At 61.3% G+C, this 14,486-nt stretch carries 10 protein-coding genes and 1 pseudogene; 6 read left to right on the forward strand and 5 right to left on the reverse strand.

The window, feature by feature from the left end; all coding sequences use genetic code 11:
• Positions 1 to 28 precede the first annotated feature (28 nt).
• The 5 genes and pseudogenes from ABDB87_RS02825 to ABDB87_RS02845 form a co-directional block, all read right to left on the reverse strand.
• A pseudogene (locus ABDB87_RS02825) lies at positions 29 to 1,224 on the reverse strand (integrase core domain-containing protein).
• Positions 1,225 to 1,332: 108 nt separating this feature from the next.
• A complete protein-coding gene (locus ABDB87_RS02830; RefSeq protein WP_345923915.1) occupies positions 1,333 to 3,078 on the reverse strand; it encodes an ABC transporter ATP-binding protein in 1,746 nt (581 codons plus the stop codon).
• Positions 3,079 to 3,096: 18 nt separating this feature from the next.
• Complete coding sequence (locus ABDB87_RS02835; protein ID WP_345923917.1) at positions 3,097 to 4,254, reverse strand: ABC transporter permease; 1,158 nt, start codon at positions 4,252 to 4,254, stop codon at positions 3,097 to 3,099.
• Complete coding sequence (locus ABDB87_RS02840; protein ID WP_345923919.1) at positions 4,254 to 5,240, reverse strand: ABC transporter permease; 987 nt, start codon at positions 5,238 to 5,240, stop codon at positions 4,254 to 4,256. Before ABDB87_RS02840 ends, ABDB87_RS02835 begins: the two co-directional genes overlap by 1 nt.
• A gap of 75 nt (positions 5,241 to 5,315) precedes the next feature.
• Positions 5,316 to 7,220 carry an ABC transporter substrate-binding protein gene (locus ABDB87_RS02845; RefSeq protein WP_345923921.1) on the reverse strand — a complete coding sequence of 635 codons (1,905 nt, stop codon included), beginning with the start codon at positions 7,218 to 7,220 and terminating at the stop codon, positions 5,316 to 5,318.
• Between the two features lie 431 nt (positions 7,221 to 7,651).
• Here ABDB87_RS02845 and ABDB87_RS02850 point away from each other — a divergent pair, with 431 nt between their 5' ends.
• The 6 genes from ABDB87_RS02850 (at position 7,652) to ABDB87_RS02875 (ending at position 14,468) form a co-directional block, all read left to right on the forward strand.
• The gene (locus tag ABDB87_RS02850; protein WP_345923923.1) at positions 7,652 to 8,686 is read left to right on the forward strand and encodes an HD-GYP domain-containing protein; all 1,035 of its coding nucleotides are present in this window, start codon (positions 7,652 to 7,654) and stop codon (positions 8,684 to 8,686) included.
• A 17-nt stretch (positions 8,687 to 8,703) separates the two neighbouring features.
• Positions 8,704 to 9,063, forward strand: coding sequence for an Hpt domain-containing protein (locus ABDB87_RS02855; protein WP_345923925.1), 360 nt, complete (start codon positions 8,704 to 8,706; stop codon positions 9,061 to 9,063).
• The gene (locus tag ABDB87_RS02860) at positions 9,038 to 9,700 is read left to right on the forward strand and encodes a lytic transglycosylase domain-containing protein (protein ID WP_345923927.1); all 663 of its coding nucleotides are present in this window, start codon (positions 9,038 to 9,040) and stop codon (positions 9,698 to 9,700) included. Before ABDB87_RS02855 ends, ABDB87_RS02860 begins: the two co-directional genes overlap by 26 nt.
• Before the next feature lie 53 nt (positions 9,701 to 9,753).
• The gene (gene dnaE, locus ABDB87_RS02865; protein ID WP_345923929.1) at positions 9,754 to 13,272 is read left to right on the forward strand and encodes a DNA polymerase III subunit alpha; all 3,519 of its coding nucleotides are present in this window, start codon (positions 9,754 to 9,756) and stop codon (positions 13,270 to 13,272) included.
• Between the two features lie 205 nt (positions 13,273 to 13,477).
• Positions 13,478 to 13,969, forward strand: coding sequence for a hypothetical protein (locus ABDB87_RS02870; protein ID WP_345923931.1), 492 nt, complete (start codon positions 13,478 to 13,480; stop codon positions 13,967 to 13,969).
• 16 nt (positions 13,970 to 13,985) lie between these two features.
• The gene (locus ABDB87_RS02875; RefSeq protein WP_345923934.1) at positions 13,986 to 14,468 is read left to right on the forward strand and encodes a WbuC family cupin fold metalloprotein; all 483 of its coding nucleotides are present in this window, start codon (positions 13,986 to 13,988) and stop codon (positions 14,466 to 14,468) included.
• The last annotated feature ends 18 nt before the right edge of the window (positions 14,469 to 14,486 follow it).

Here is a 14,486-nt window from a genome sequence, read left to right on the forward strand (position 1 = left end):
CCGCAAATCGGCACGGCCCCGTCCTGAATCAGGTTGACACCTGCGAGCGCGAAGTTGCGCTCTGCTTGATTGCTGCAATAGACGCCCGATGAACCTCATCGGGCGTCTTCATTTTCAGCGACAAATGCGGTCTGTGCCCGTTGTAGATCCGCACCGACTCATCGACCATTCGCCGCACCTGCGCCAGGTCTGCCGGGCGGCGGAGCGGGAACTCGCTCTTCAGAATGCCATTGACCCGTTCAGCCAGCGCATTCTGGTAACAGTCGTAGCCATCGGTCATTGAGCAGCGCACGCCGTGGCGGACATGCAGCCGCTGGTACTCGTACAAACAGTACCGGATGCAGCGAGTCATGAACGTGATGACCAACAATGCGGCGAGACCCGGCGTCGGTCACCAGGCTCAGACAGACGCACCCCGCTTGAGTCGGCAGATACGTGATATCCGCCCTCCCCCCCCCCGGATCTGCTCGCTGGCCTCGGCGCAATGCCGCTGTGGCCCCTCCCTGAGCAGGTTGGGGTGACGGCGGAAGCGATGATGACTGGTCGTGGTCTTGTGATAGGCCCGCCTCGGCAGAACCAGCAGCCGCGCCTGGCGCAGAATCCCAAAGAGCGCGTCACGCCCCACCCGAATCCCTGCCTTGGCCAGCGGCTCGCGCAGCACATGCTGCAGCTTCCACGTGCCCAGGCGAGATTGCCTGCGCCGCACGCCTCTGACCCCATCGACGACGCGCTGCTCCCGGCATTCACGCTCGCGCGTGCGCGCCAAGCCCTTGTCATACGCCTGGCGACTCAGCCCCCAGTGCCGGCAAGCCCTGCTCACGCTCAGCCCTTGGATGAGCCGCTGCGAGAGGACTTGCCCGAGGGCTTTTTTACGACTTTGACTCCGTAGTCGCGCTTGAGCACATCGATCACCGCTTCGAACAGTCGTGCTTTCTCTTCGGCGGCCCCCAACTGAACCTCCAGCGCGTTGATCCGCTGCTTGGGCGTGAGGGGCAAGGGCGCTTTCTTCATGGGCGGGCCGCCGTGCACAAGACCCCGCCCCGCGCCACCCCAATCCTGGGGACCGTGCTTGCGCAACCAGACCAGAACCGTCGAACGCCCCTGAATCCCGTAGCGCTCCTGAGCCTGCTTACAGGTCAGTTCGCCTCTTTCTACCTGCTCCACCACTGACAGCTTAAAAGCCAGCGCGTAGTCGCGCTGCGTCCTCTTCTCCCCTGATTCCATCTGCCTTCCCCTTTCATGACGTGAAAAGGTGACAACCCGGACCAGGACGGGGCAGCAAAAAAAAGAAAGCCACCCGAAGGTGGCTTTCCAGACAACAGTCCGAGCAGATCAGGAACCGGACAACTGGATGCCTGCAGCCGAGGCGTCGTAGCGGTGACGATTCACGATGCGCTTGTCGCGCGGGTGCGTACCCGGCACAGCCGAGATCAGCGCCTTGGTATAGGGGTGATCCGGGTTCGAACAGATCTTTTCTGCCGGACCGTGTTCCACCACCTGCCCCTTGTACATCACGGCCACGCGGTCGCAGAAGTAGCGGATCACGCCGATGTCGTGCGAGACGAGGATGAACGAGAGGTTCAGCGTGTCTTGCAGATCCAGCAGCAGATCCAGCACTTGCGAACGCAGGGTCACGTCCAGTGCGGAAGTCGCTTCGTCGGCGATGATCAGGCGCGGGCTCAGGGCCAGTGCGCGAGCAATACCGATACGCTGACGCTGACCGCCGGAGAACGCATGCGGGTAACGCTCCATCGCGCCGGACGGCATGCCAACCATGGCCAGCAACTCTTCCACGCGCTTGCGCAGGGCTTCACCCGTATGGGTGCCGGCCACCAGCAGCGGCTCACCCACGATCTGGCCGATCGTCATGCGGGGGTTCAGCGAAGCGAACGGATCCTGGAACACCATGCGGATTTCGCGGTGAACCTGACGCAGTTCGTGCGTACCGGCCTTGGCCAGATCGGAAATGCGACCGTCAGCCATGCGGAACAGCACTTCACCACCCGAGCAGGACAGCACGCGGATCACGCAGTTGCCCAGCGTGGTCTTGCCGGAACCGGACTCGCCCACGATCCCCAGGTTTTCGCCTTCGTACACATCCAGCGAAACGTTGTCCAGAGCCTTGAACGGGGGGTTCTTCTTGCCCATGAAGCTCGAACGCGCCGGGTAAATCTTCGACACGTTGCGGATTTCCATCAGCTTCTTGTCGGTCGCACGGGTGCCACGCGATGCACGGGCCGACTTCTCGAGCTTGCGCACGGAGTCGATCAGCTCGAGCGTGTAGGGATGCTTGGCTTCGTAGAAAATCTGTTCTGCGCTGCCGAACTCCAGCATGCGGCCGTTCTGCATCACGCCGATTTCGTCGGCGATCTCGGCCACCACGCCCATATCGTGGGTGATGAACAGCACGCCCATGCCATAGGAGGTCTGCAGTTCCTTGATCAGCGCCAGGATTTCGGCCTGGGTGGTCACGTCCAGAGCAGTGGTCGGCTCATCGGCGATCAGGATCTTCGGGTTGCAGGCCAGCGACATGGCGATCATGGCGCGCTGACGCATGCCACCCGAGTACTCGAAGGTGTACTTGTCGATCGCGACTTGCGGATTCGGGATCTCCACGCGACGCAGCAGTTCGATGGCGCGGGCACGGGCTTCCGCCTCGTCGACCTTCTGGTGCAGCAGGATGGTTTCGCAGATCTGGTTGCCGATCGTGTGGATCGGGGACAGCGAAGTCATCGGCTCCTGGAAGATCATCGAGATCTCGTGACCCCGGATCGAGCGGATCTCGGCGCTGCGTTCGTGCAGCTTGGCCAGATCCTGACCCTTCGGGTCCTTGCCGTAGTAGATCACCTCACCACCCATGATCTTGCCGGGAGGATCAACGATCTGGAGGATCGAGCGGGCCGTCACCGACTTGCCCGAACCGGATTCACCCACGATGCACAGCGTCTTGCCGCGCATCATCTTGAAGCTGATGTCATCAACAGCCTTCACAGCCTTTTCGCCCGTACCGAAGTAGGTGCGGAGGTTGCGAACGTCGAGGATGATGTCGCTCGACTGGTTTTGGTTTGCAGTATTCACGGTATCAACCATCCTGAATTAGTGCGAGTACGGGTCGGCAGCATCACGCAGGCCGTCACCGAAGAAGTTCATTGCCAGCACTGCCAGCACGGTTGCCAGACCAGGCAGGAACAGCCAGGGCGCGTTCGAGATCACGGAGATCTTCTGCGCATCCTTGAGCAGCACACCCCAGCTGATGGCGGGCGGTTGCAGGCCGAGGCCCAGGAAGGACAGCGTCGTTTCAGCCAGAATCATCGACGGGATGGCCAGCGTCACCGCGGCAATCACGTGTGAAGCCATGGAGGGCAGCATGTGACGGAAGATCACGCGGCCTTCCGAGCAGCCGTCCAGCTTGGCAGCGATCACGAACACCTCACCACGCATGGCCAGGAACTTGCCGCGCACAACCCGTGCGAGGTGGGTCCAGCCGATCAGCGAGATGATCACCGTCACCGAGATATAGACCAGGTGGGGCGGCCAGTTGCGGGGCATGGCGGATGCCATGGCCAGCCAGATCGGGATCGTCGGCAGCGACAGGATGAATTCCACGACGCGCTGGATGAACCAGTCAGTCTTGCCACCGTAGTAACCCGAGATACCACCCAGGATGATCCCGAGGAAAGTCGAGAGGATCACGCCGATCAGACCCATGGAGAGCGTGAAACGCGCACCGTAGATCACACGGGAGAGCATGTCCCGGCCCAGACGGTCCGAACCCAGCAGGAAGATCTTGTGGCTGGGATCATCCGGTCCGAACAGGTGCATGTCGGTCGGGATCAGGCCCAGCAATTTGTATTCGAAGCCCTTGACGAAGAACTTGATGTAAGTCTTCTCTTCTGCCTCGACGTAGATCGGCGCCAGGGTTTCCGGATCGCGGGTCAGGTCATATTTCTTGACGTAGGGCTTGATGCCGTCGAAATGCACCATCTGCGGCGGCTGATACACCGTGCTGGAGCTCGGATCTTCCGGGTTGAACGGAGAAAGGAACTCGGCAAAGATCGCCACGAAGTACAGGAAGGCGACGAACATCATGCTCCAGTAAGCCACCTTGTGCTTCTTGAAGCGTGCCCACATCAGTTCCCACTGCGAAGCGTATTCGATACCGCCACGCAGGTTGGCCATATTGACCGCGGCGGAAGTCGGCTCTGCTGCTGCAGCGGCGGCCACGGTCGTTGCTTGTTTGTTTTCTGCGCTCATTACTGTTCCAGCCTAATACGCGGATCAAGGATAACCAGGAGGATGTCGGAGATCAGGGTACCGACCACGGTCAGGGCACACACAACCAGAAGGATGGTGCCGGACAGGTAGATATCCTGGGACATCAGGGACTGATACAGCATCGGGCCGACGGTTTGCAGGTTCAGCACGATGGAGGTGATCACCGCACCCGACACCAGGCTCGGCAGGATCCAGCCGATCGAGGACACGAACGGGTTCAGCGCGATACGCACCGGATACTTCAGCAGCAGCTTGGTTTCGGTCAGGCCCTTGGAACGGGCGGTCACCACATACGGCATGTAGAGCTGGTCGATCAGGTTGGCGCGCAGGATACGGATCAGACCGGCGGCTGAAGCGGCACCCATGATGATCATCGGGATGATCAGGTGCTTGCCGAGGTCAATCGCGCGATCCAGGGACCAGGGCGCATTCTCGAACTCGGACGAGAACAGGCCGGTCACGTCGAGGTGGAAGTACTTCGACGCAGTGAACATCAGCACCAGGGCCAGCAGGAAGTTAGGCACTGCCAGACCGATGAAGCCGACGAAAGTGAAGAAATAGTCACCAAAGGAGTAGCGGCGAACGGCGGAGTAGATACCGATCGGCAGCGACAGCGCCCAGGTGAAGAGCATAGCGGACAGGGACAGGATCAGGGTCAGGCCGATACGCTCGCCCACCAGATCCTTGACGGGAGACTGCCATTCGAAGGAGTAACCGAAGTCACCGCGCATCACGCCCCAGATCCAGTGGAAGTACTGAACGATCAGGGGCTGGTCGAGGCCAAAACGATGGCGCAGTTCGACCATCTGGTCAGGTGTAAGGGTTTCGCCAGAAGACGCCACCAGCGCCGCATAGCTATCAACGAAGTCACCCGGAGGCAACTGGATCAGGATGAATACCGTCAGCGAAACCAGAAACATGAATGGAATCGCTGAGAGCATGCGTTTGAATATGTAGTTAAGCACGGCTTGACTCTCTAACGTAACCTCGACGAGAAGGGGGGCCTGGAGGCCGGGGCCTCCAGGCAAGGGACTACAGACTTACTTTGAGAACGACCACTGCTGCACCAGAGCCGGGGCCGGGGTCGGCCAGGTCCAGCCGTCAGGCATCACAGCAGGGATGTTGTACAGCTTGGCATTGCGCACGCCAGCGTTGGGAGCCGGAGCCACCACACCGATCACTTCGAACTCGTTGGCAGCTTCTTCAAGGATCTGCTTGAAGAGGCTGTCAGCTTCGGCAGTGGTCTTGGCAACCTGCCACTGGTCATACAGCTTCAGGCGCTTTTCCATGGAGGGAGAAGGCTTCTCACCCTGCTTGCCATCGGTGAGGTAGTACTTCGTCCAGAGCACGCTCATGCGCGACTCTTGCGGGTGGATTGCCAGCCACGGGCGCGGATTGAAGGTCGGGTCCAGACCACCGGAGAACACGTCCAGCGAGATGTCGTACTGGTTGGTGTTGGCGCGGTCATAGAACAGCGAACGCTCGGAAGAGTTGATCACCAGCTCGATACCAACCTTGGCCAGCTGCTTGCGCAGCAGTTCGGCGGACTCCATCAGCGAGGAGTTCGAGATCATGACGATCATGCCCATCGAAACACGGCCACCTTCGGGGTAGGTACGGAAACCGTCAGCACCCTTCTTGAGGCCCAGTTTATCGAGCAGTTCTTCAGACTTCTTCAGATCCAGGTTCAGGTACTGGGTCGCCAGCTTCTCGTTGTAGAACTTCGAAGCCTTTTGCGGACCAGACTGCCAGGGCTTGGCTTGACCAAGGAAGACGATGTCGTTGATTTCCTTGCGGTCAATCGCTTGCGAGAGAGCCTGACGGAAGTCATGGTTACGGATCAGCTTCTTGAGCTTTTCGTTCTGGGTCGAGTGGTTCAGCCACAGACCAACCTGGTTGGCGTTGATACCCGACGACTGGAACAGCTTGTACTTGCCCTTGGCCTGGTTCTCAGCCAGCACCGGACGGTTCTGGATCGAGGAGATGTGACGCAGCTGATAGTCGAGCTGGCCGTTGATGGCTGCCAGCAGGATGGTTTCGACTTCGGAGATCAGTTGGAACTGAACCTTGTCGATATAGGGCAGCTGATTGCCCTTGTCGTCAACTTGCCAGAAGTAGGGGTTGCGCTCGAGCACGACCTTGGTGGCGGAGCCGGAATACGGATCCTTGATGACCCACGGATCGAGCACCGGACGGTTCGGGTTGGACCAGCGCGCGGGAATTTCGATGTCGCCACAGTTGTTGCGCAGCAGTTGCGCCCAGTCCTTGACGTTCGCAGCCTTGACCAGATCACCCACCTTCGGGTTGTACTTGGCCGTGAACTGGCTGCAGTACTTCTTCTGGTACATGGTGGGGTATTGAGCCACCGGCGTTGCCAGCTTCTCGAGGAAGGGCAGATAGGGCTTGGCAAACTTGAAGACCACCGTGTAGTCGTCGGTCTTGGTGACCTTGACAGCGTCACCGCCAGGCTGGAAGTCGGCCGGCAGTGCGTTCAGGAAGGTCTTGTCGCCGAGCACGTCGTTCATGGAGAACAGGATGTCGTCAGCGGTGAACGGCGTACCGTCGGACCACTTCGTGCCCTTGCGCAGCTTGAAGGTATAGGTGGTTGCGTCCGGGCTGATATCCCAGCTCTCGGCAAGGTTCGGCTCGACGGAGTTGAAACCGTCACGCGCCCAGCGCACCAGGGATTGGTTGCCGATCACACGCAGGATGGCGTTGTGGTCGTTGTTGGCACGCATCGCCGTACGGAGAGTGCCACCATACTGACCAACACGCTCCAGGGGCTTGATAACCAAAGGCTTTTCGGGCAAACGCTGATCGACGGGCGGCAAGCCCTTGTCATTCGCCAGAGCGGGAGCCTGTTGATAGGCTGCTGCCAGCGAAGGTACGGCCGCAACGGCTGCCGCTGCAACGGCTACCGCGAAACGAGAGGGAATCAACCTCATCACGTCCTCCTAGTTGAAATTACCGGTTCAATAAACTCCGTGCAGCACCCGGAACACTGCGCGCACTAAGTATAAGCACAAACCCCAATTAATCCTACCATCAGGCATTTTTATCCGTATGGGTAAAAAAAACACAACGCAGCGTGAGCTCTTTCAACACAAAACCCGTATCGAGCGACTGCAATGTGTACGTTTCTGCCTGCTTCGGGACCTGCTATGGGTGGAACCTTAGACCTGCCCCATGGCCTCGAATTTGTGCCAAATCAATTCTGACACAATTTCTTTCGGGTTTACCCTGAAGCCTTCCGCAAGTGTGGCATTCATGCCGAATGCCGCACTGCACAAAGCTTTGACCCGTAGACCGTAGATCATCAAGACCCAGGGATGAAGGCCGATAATCCCCTTGCCATCACACAGCCTCTCGGGTCGACATGAACATAGCGATCATTGAAGACACACCGGTCAACCTGATGCTCATGCAGAGCCTGGTCAGCAGGCTCGACAGCGGGCTGGTGTGCCAGATCTTCTCGGACCCGCTGCTCGGACTGAGCTGGGTGATCGAGCACAAGCCCGACCTCATCATCGTCGACTACATGATGCCGGGCCTGGACGGGCTCGAATTCATCCGTCGCTGCCGGAACGATCCCGGGCTTCAGGATCAGCCGATCCTGATGGTGACGGCCGCAGCGGAAAAGGAAGTCCGTTACGCGGCGCTGGATGCCGGCGCGACGGATTTCCTGACCAAGCCGATTGACCGCAACGAGTTCAATCCCCGTGTTCGCAACATGCTTCGCCTGCGCGCCAGCATGGCGGCCACCGCACTCCGGGCCGAGGAACTGGCATCCATCGTTGAAGAAGCATTGCGCGAAGTGCACCTGCGCGAGCGTGAAACCGTCCTGCGACTCGCACGGGCCGCCGAATTCAGGGATCCCGAGACGGGATCCCACATCTCCCGCATGGCGCATTACGCCGCACTGATCGCTCGTCAGCTCGGCATGTCCGAGCAAGCCATCAATACACTGCTCCTGGCCGCACCGATGCATGATGTGGGAAAGCTGGGTACGCCGGACCACATCCTGCTCAAACCGGGGCGGCTTGACGAGAACGAGCTCGAGATCATGCGCCAGCACGCGCTGATCGGTTACGAGATCCTCAAGAACTCCGCGTCGCCCGTGTTGCAGATGGCCGCCGAAATCGCACTGAACCACCATGAAAAGTTTGATGGAACAGGCTATCCGCACGGCAAGTCAGGAGAGAGCATCCCGATTGTCGGGCGAATCGTCGCCGTGGCTGACGTTTTTGACGCATTGACCTCGGTGCGACCCTACAAGGCAGCGTGGACGCTCGAAGCCGCGCGAGACTACCTGCTTGAGGGGCGAAGCAGTCATTTCGATCCCCGATGCGTAGACCTGTTTCTGGAATGCTGGGAAGAAATCCTTCAAATCCGCAGCCTCTATAACGACTGATCGACGGAAAACCGCCCATGAATCCGACCCGGACACCGCAGGACAGCGCCATAGACAGGAGCTGGGCGCTCAACCAGATCGGCGGAGACGAAGAACTGTTCGGCGATATCGCGACCGTCTTCCTGGCCGACAGCCAGGGGCTGAAACGGCAGCTGGCCTCCGATCTGGCGTCGGGCGAGCGCAATGCCATTCACCAGACGGCCCACTGCATCAAGAGCGCCGTCGGCAACTTCGGCGCGCGACACGCCATGGCCGCAGCCCAGGCGCTGGAAACGGCTGCAAAAGAGGATGCGCGAAGCGATTTGCCCCAGCTCACCGAAACCCTGCTCCGCGAGCTGAATGCTGTCGAAGATGCCCTGCGCCCTTACGCCGCCTGAAAAAAACGCCCCCCGCACAAACTCACGCACGCTGCCGACCCTGCTGGCCGCGGCGCTGCTTGCCGGCCTGCCACTCGAGCCGGCGCGAGCGGATGTCTATGGATTCATCGACGAGCATGGCGTCCACAACTACTCCGACGTCCCGCGTGATCCGCGCGCGCGGCTTCTCTGGCGCGACCTGAAAGGCCCGAAGGCCATCGGCATCCCTGATTCGCGCGCACTGATGGCCAGCTTGCCGCCCGCGCTGGACGCAAGGATCGAATCTGCGGCACGGACGCATGGACTGGACCCCTTCCTGCTCCGGGCCGTCGTCGCCATCGAGAGTCGCGCCAATCCGAACGCCCGCTCGCCGAAAGGCGCGATGGGCCTGACACAGTTGATGCCCGCCACGGCGAAGCGCTTCGGCGTTCGGGACGCGTTCGACGTTCGCCAGAATCTGGACGGCGGCGCACGCTACCTTCGCCTGCTCCTGACCCTGTTCCGCGATGACGTATCCCTCGCGCTGGCGGCATTCAATGCCGGAGAGAACGCCGTGATCCGCAACGGTCACAGCATTCCGCCCTACCCCGAAACGCAGCGCTACGTCCCCACCGTAATCGAGCAGATGAGCCTCTTCAAGCGTAACGCCCGCTCCTGAGCCGTCTGACAAACACCTGGGGCAGGCAGGCGGCGACGCGCTAAAATTGCGGGATGCCTGAGATCACCCCCGCCACACCCGCCTTCATCCACCTGCGCCTGCATACCGAGTTCTCGATCGAGGACGGCATCACGCGCATCGACGACGTCATCGCTGCCGCCGCCGCTGATGGTCAGCCCGCGCTGGGCATTTCCGACCTGGCCAACCTGTTCGGCATGGTCAAGCACTACAAGGGCTGCCGCGGCAAGGGCATCAAGCCAGTCATCGGCCTCGACACCTGGATCACCAATGACACGGAGCGGGACAAGCCCTTCCGCGTGTTGCTGCTCGTCAAGCATCGCGAGGGGTACCGCAAGCTCTGCGAACTTCTCTCCCGCGCCTACATCGAAAACAAGCACCGCGGCCGTGCAGAGATCCGCCGCGAGTGGCTGAGCGCAGAATCGGCCGACGGATTGATCTGCCTCTCCGGCGCCCAGCAGGGCGACATCGCCGCAGCACTGGCCGCCGGCAACGAGAAGTCGGCCGAAGCGCTGGCAAGCGACTGGGCTGCCCGGTTTCCGGACAACTTCTACATCGAGCTCCAGCGCGCCGGCCATGCCGGAACGGAAACCTACATCCAGCAAGCGCTGACGCTGGCCGAAAAACTCGCATTGCCTGTGGTGGCGACCCATCCGGTCCAGTTCCTGCAGCGCTCGGACTTCAAGGCTCACGAAGCACGGGTCTGCATCGCCCAGGGCCATGTGCTGTCCGATACGCGCCGGCCCAAGCTCTTTACCGAGGAGCAGTATTTCAAGACCCAGGCGGAAATGGTCGAACTCTTTGCCGACCTGCCTGAAGCGCTCGAAAACGCCGTCGAAATCGCCAAGCGCTGCTCGCTCTCGGTAGTGCTCGGCAAGAACTACCTGCCACAGTTCCCCACGCCGGATGGCATGAGCCTCGACGACTTCCTGGTTTTCGAGGCAAAAAAGGGGCTGGAAGAGCGTCTGGCCCTGCTTTACCCGAACGTGGAAGAACGGGACCGCGAACGTCCGCGTTACTACGATCGCCTCAAGTTCGAGACCGACACCATCATCCAGATGGGCTTTCCGGGTTACTTCCTGATCGTGGCGGACTTCATCCAGTGGGGCAAGAACAACGGCGTGCCGATCGGCCCGGGCCGGGGTTCCGGTGCCGGCTCGCTGGTGGCCTATGCGCTGAAGATCACCGACCTCGACCCCACCGCCTACGCCCTGCTCTTCGAGCGCTTCCTGAACCCCGAGCGGGTCTCGATGCCTGACTTCGACATCGACTTCTGCCAGGAGAACCGTTACAGGGTCATTGATTATGTGCGCGACCGCTACGGGCATGACGCCGTCTCGCAGATCGCCACCTTCGGCACCATGGCCTCGAAAGCCGTGGTGCGTGACGTCGGCCGCGTACTGGACCTGCCCTATGGCCTGTGCGACCGCCTCTCGAAACTGATCCCGATCGAGCAGAACAAGCCGCTCGGACTCGAAAAAGCGCGCGAAGTCGAGCCCGGCATCAATGAAATGATGGCCGACAGCGGCGACGGCGAATCCGTCTCCGAACTCTGGGAGCTGGCCCTGCCGCTCGAAGGCATGACGCGCGGCGTCGGCATGCACGCCGGGGGCGTGCTGATCGCGCCGGGCAAGATCACCGACTTCTGCCCGATCTATCTGGCCGATGGCGACGATGCGGTCACCGTCTCGCAGTTCGACAAGGACGACGTCGAGCAGATCGGTCTGGTGAAGTTCGACTTCCTCGGCCTGCGAAACCTCACCATCATCGAGCTCGCGCTCAAATACGTCGAGAAGCTCACCGGCTCCCGGCCCGATCTCATGAGTCTGGGCTTCGAAGACCCGGCCGCCTACCAGATCCTGAAGGACGCCAACACCACCGCGATCTTCCAGGTGGAATCGGACGGCATGAAGAAGCTTCTCAAGAAGCTCGGCCCCGACCGCTTCGAAGACATCATCGCCGTGCTGGCACTCTACCGCCCCGGGCCACTCGGCTCCGGCATGGTGGACAACTTCATCCTGCGCAAGAAGGGCCAGCAGGAAATCGACTATTTCCACCCGGACCTCAAAGCCTGTCTGGAGCCGACCTATGGCGTGATCGTGTATCAGGAACAGGTGATGCAGATCTCGCAGATCATCGGCGGCTACTCGCTGGGTGGCGCGGACATGCTGCGCCGGGCGATGGGCAAGAAGAAGAAAGAGGAAATGGACAAGCACCGCGCGACCATCGCGGAAGGTGCTGCCAAGAAGGGCTATGACCCTGCTCTGGCCGAAAAACTCTTCGACCTGATGGCGCAGTTTGCGGAATACGGCTTCAACAAGTCGCACACCGCCGCCTATGCCGTGGTGACCTACCACACGGCCTGGCTCAAGGCCTACCACTGCTCGGCCTTCATGGCGGCGACCATGTCGTCCGACCTCGACAACACCGACACGGTCAAGATCTTCTACGAAGACACGATCGCCAACGGCATCAAGGTCCTGCCGCCGGACGTCAACGCCTCGCCCTACCGTTTCGAGCCGACCGACGCGAAGACCATCCGCTACGGTCTGGGCGCAGTCAAGGGCTGTGGCGAGCCGGCCGTCCGCGGCATCATCGCCGCTCGCGAATCAGGCGGCCCCTTCCGCGACATCTTCGACTTCTGTGCCCGCATCGATCGGCGTGCAGCCAACCGCCGCGTGGTCGAAGCCCTGGTCAGGGCCGGCGCGCTGGACTCGATCGCGCCGCTCACGCCCGATGGCAAACCGCATCGCGCCAAACTGCTGGCCACGGTGACCACTGCAATGGAGGCGGCCGAGCAGGCTGCGGCCAGCGCAGGCCAGGGCGGACTGTTCGACATGGGCGACGGCGCGTCCGAGATCGCGCCGGAATACGTCGAGGCGCGCCCCTGGACCGAAAAGCAGCTGCTGATGGAAGAAAAGACCGCCATCGGTTTCTTTCTCTCCGGCCACCCATTCAACACCGCGGCACCGGAAGTCCGGCGATTCATCCGGACGCCGCTGGCGCGCATCGACGCCAAGCGCGAACCGCAGATGCTGGCCGGCGTCGTCACCGGCATCCGGGTCAAGATGGGCAACCGCGGCAAGGTGGCCTTCGTGACCATTGATGACGGCAGCATGCCGATGGACATCACGGTCTATGCCGAAGTGCTGGAAGCGAACAAGGGCAAGATCAATCAGGACGAAGTGCTGATCGTCGAAGGCAAGGTCTCCAACGACGAATTCAGCGGCGGCTTCCGGGTCATTGCCGAGAAGCTCATCACGCTCGGGGAAGCGCGCGGCCGTTATGCGCGACTGCTGAGACTCTCTATCAACGGAGAAGTGGCCAGGGCGGGCGGAGGACCGGCTGCCGTGAAGCACTTGCAGATGCTTCTCGGCGACTATCGGGGATCGCGGGAGGACGGATGTTGCCCGATCAGGATCCGCTATCGTAACAAGCACGCGCAGGGCGAGCTTCCGCTGGGAGACCAGTGGCGGGTGCGGCTGGACGACAGTCTTCTCGATAGCCTGAAGGAATGGCTCAGCAACGAGAGCGTAGAAATCGTCTATCAGTAAGACCTGTGGTAAGGCCCCCACAGCTCGGGGAAAAGCCGGACGGAATAGTGGGCAGGAAGGCAGGCGGAAACAGCTCAGCCGCTAGAATTGAAAACACAACAATCAATTCCAGCCTTCCCCCGGCCCCATGCGTGCAAGAAGCCTTTCATTCCTCGCTGCTTTGCTCTGTCTGACTGTGCACACGGCACAGGCTGAAGGCACGGGTTTGCGCCTGAAGGAATACAGCGAAGGGCTCACGCTGCAGGCTGCCGAAAATGGCCTCAAACTGCGCTTTGTGCCCGCAGCGCCCGAGCAGGCCAGCCCCGCGCCCGGCACGGAGCAATCCGGCAGCATTTCCGAAGCAAGCCTGACCCGCTCACGCAACATGCTGCGCGCCGATTGGCCGATGTTCAGTTCGGGCCTGCATACGTCGGTGGGGCTCGACTGGAGCAATACCGCCGGCCTCACCGGTTCGGCAGGCCGTCCGGATGCCATGCCGCTCTTCGGACTGGGCTGGGAAACAGGTTCGCGCAGGGCCAGCAGCTGGAAGCTCTCGGCAGAAGTCGGCACCGCCTTCGTCTCGGGCCTGCCCTGCAATCCGCTGGTGGGCTGCCCGGCCAGCAGCACCCCCACCGGGCTGAATCCCTACGGTTACGGCAGCGGTTTGCGACTCAATCCCTACGTCAATTTCGGGGCGACCTTCACCTTCGGTCAGTAAGCGGATGTCCGCTGCCATGACCGTCCGCTTCATTGACAAGGCTTTCCTCGACGCACTGAGCGACGAGGCCCGCCTGGCGCCCCGCCTGCGCAAGCATTTCAACCTGCACGCGAACCACGCCGAACCGGTACAGCGCCTCTTCAATGCCATCGAGCCAGGCAGCTACGTCGCGCCACATCGCCACGCCGCACTTCCGGCGAGCGAGAATCTTTTTGTTCTGCGCGGCAGCCTGGGGCTGATCCTGTTCGACGACGCCGGCCATGTCACGTCCGCCCGGGTCGTCGAGCCGGCGGGCGCCTGCTGCGGCGTAGAGCTTGGCGCCAATGTGTGGCACAGCGTGGTCTCGCTGCAGACAGGCACCGTCATCCTGGAAGTCAAACAGGGCCCCTTCATCGCGGAGACCGCCAGTGAACGGGCAGACTGGGCGCCAGCCGACAGCAGCCCTGAGGCGAAGGACTGGCTGGAACGGATGAAATCCATCCTTTCTGTGGCGGAGTGAGGGCGGGCGCGGCGTGGC

Origin of the sequence: Uliginosibacterium paludis, assembly GCF_039631355.1 — a bacterium.
GTDB lineage: Bacteria > Pseudomonadota > Gammaproteobacteria > Burkholderiales > Rhodocyclaceae > Uliginosibacterium > Uliginosibacterium paludis.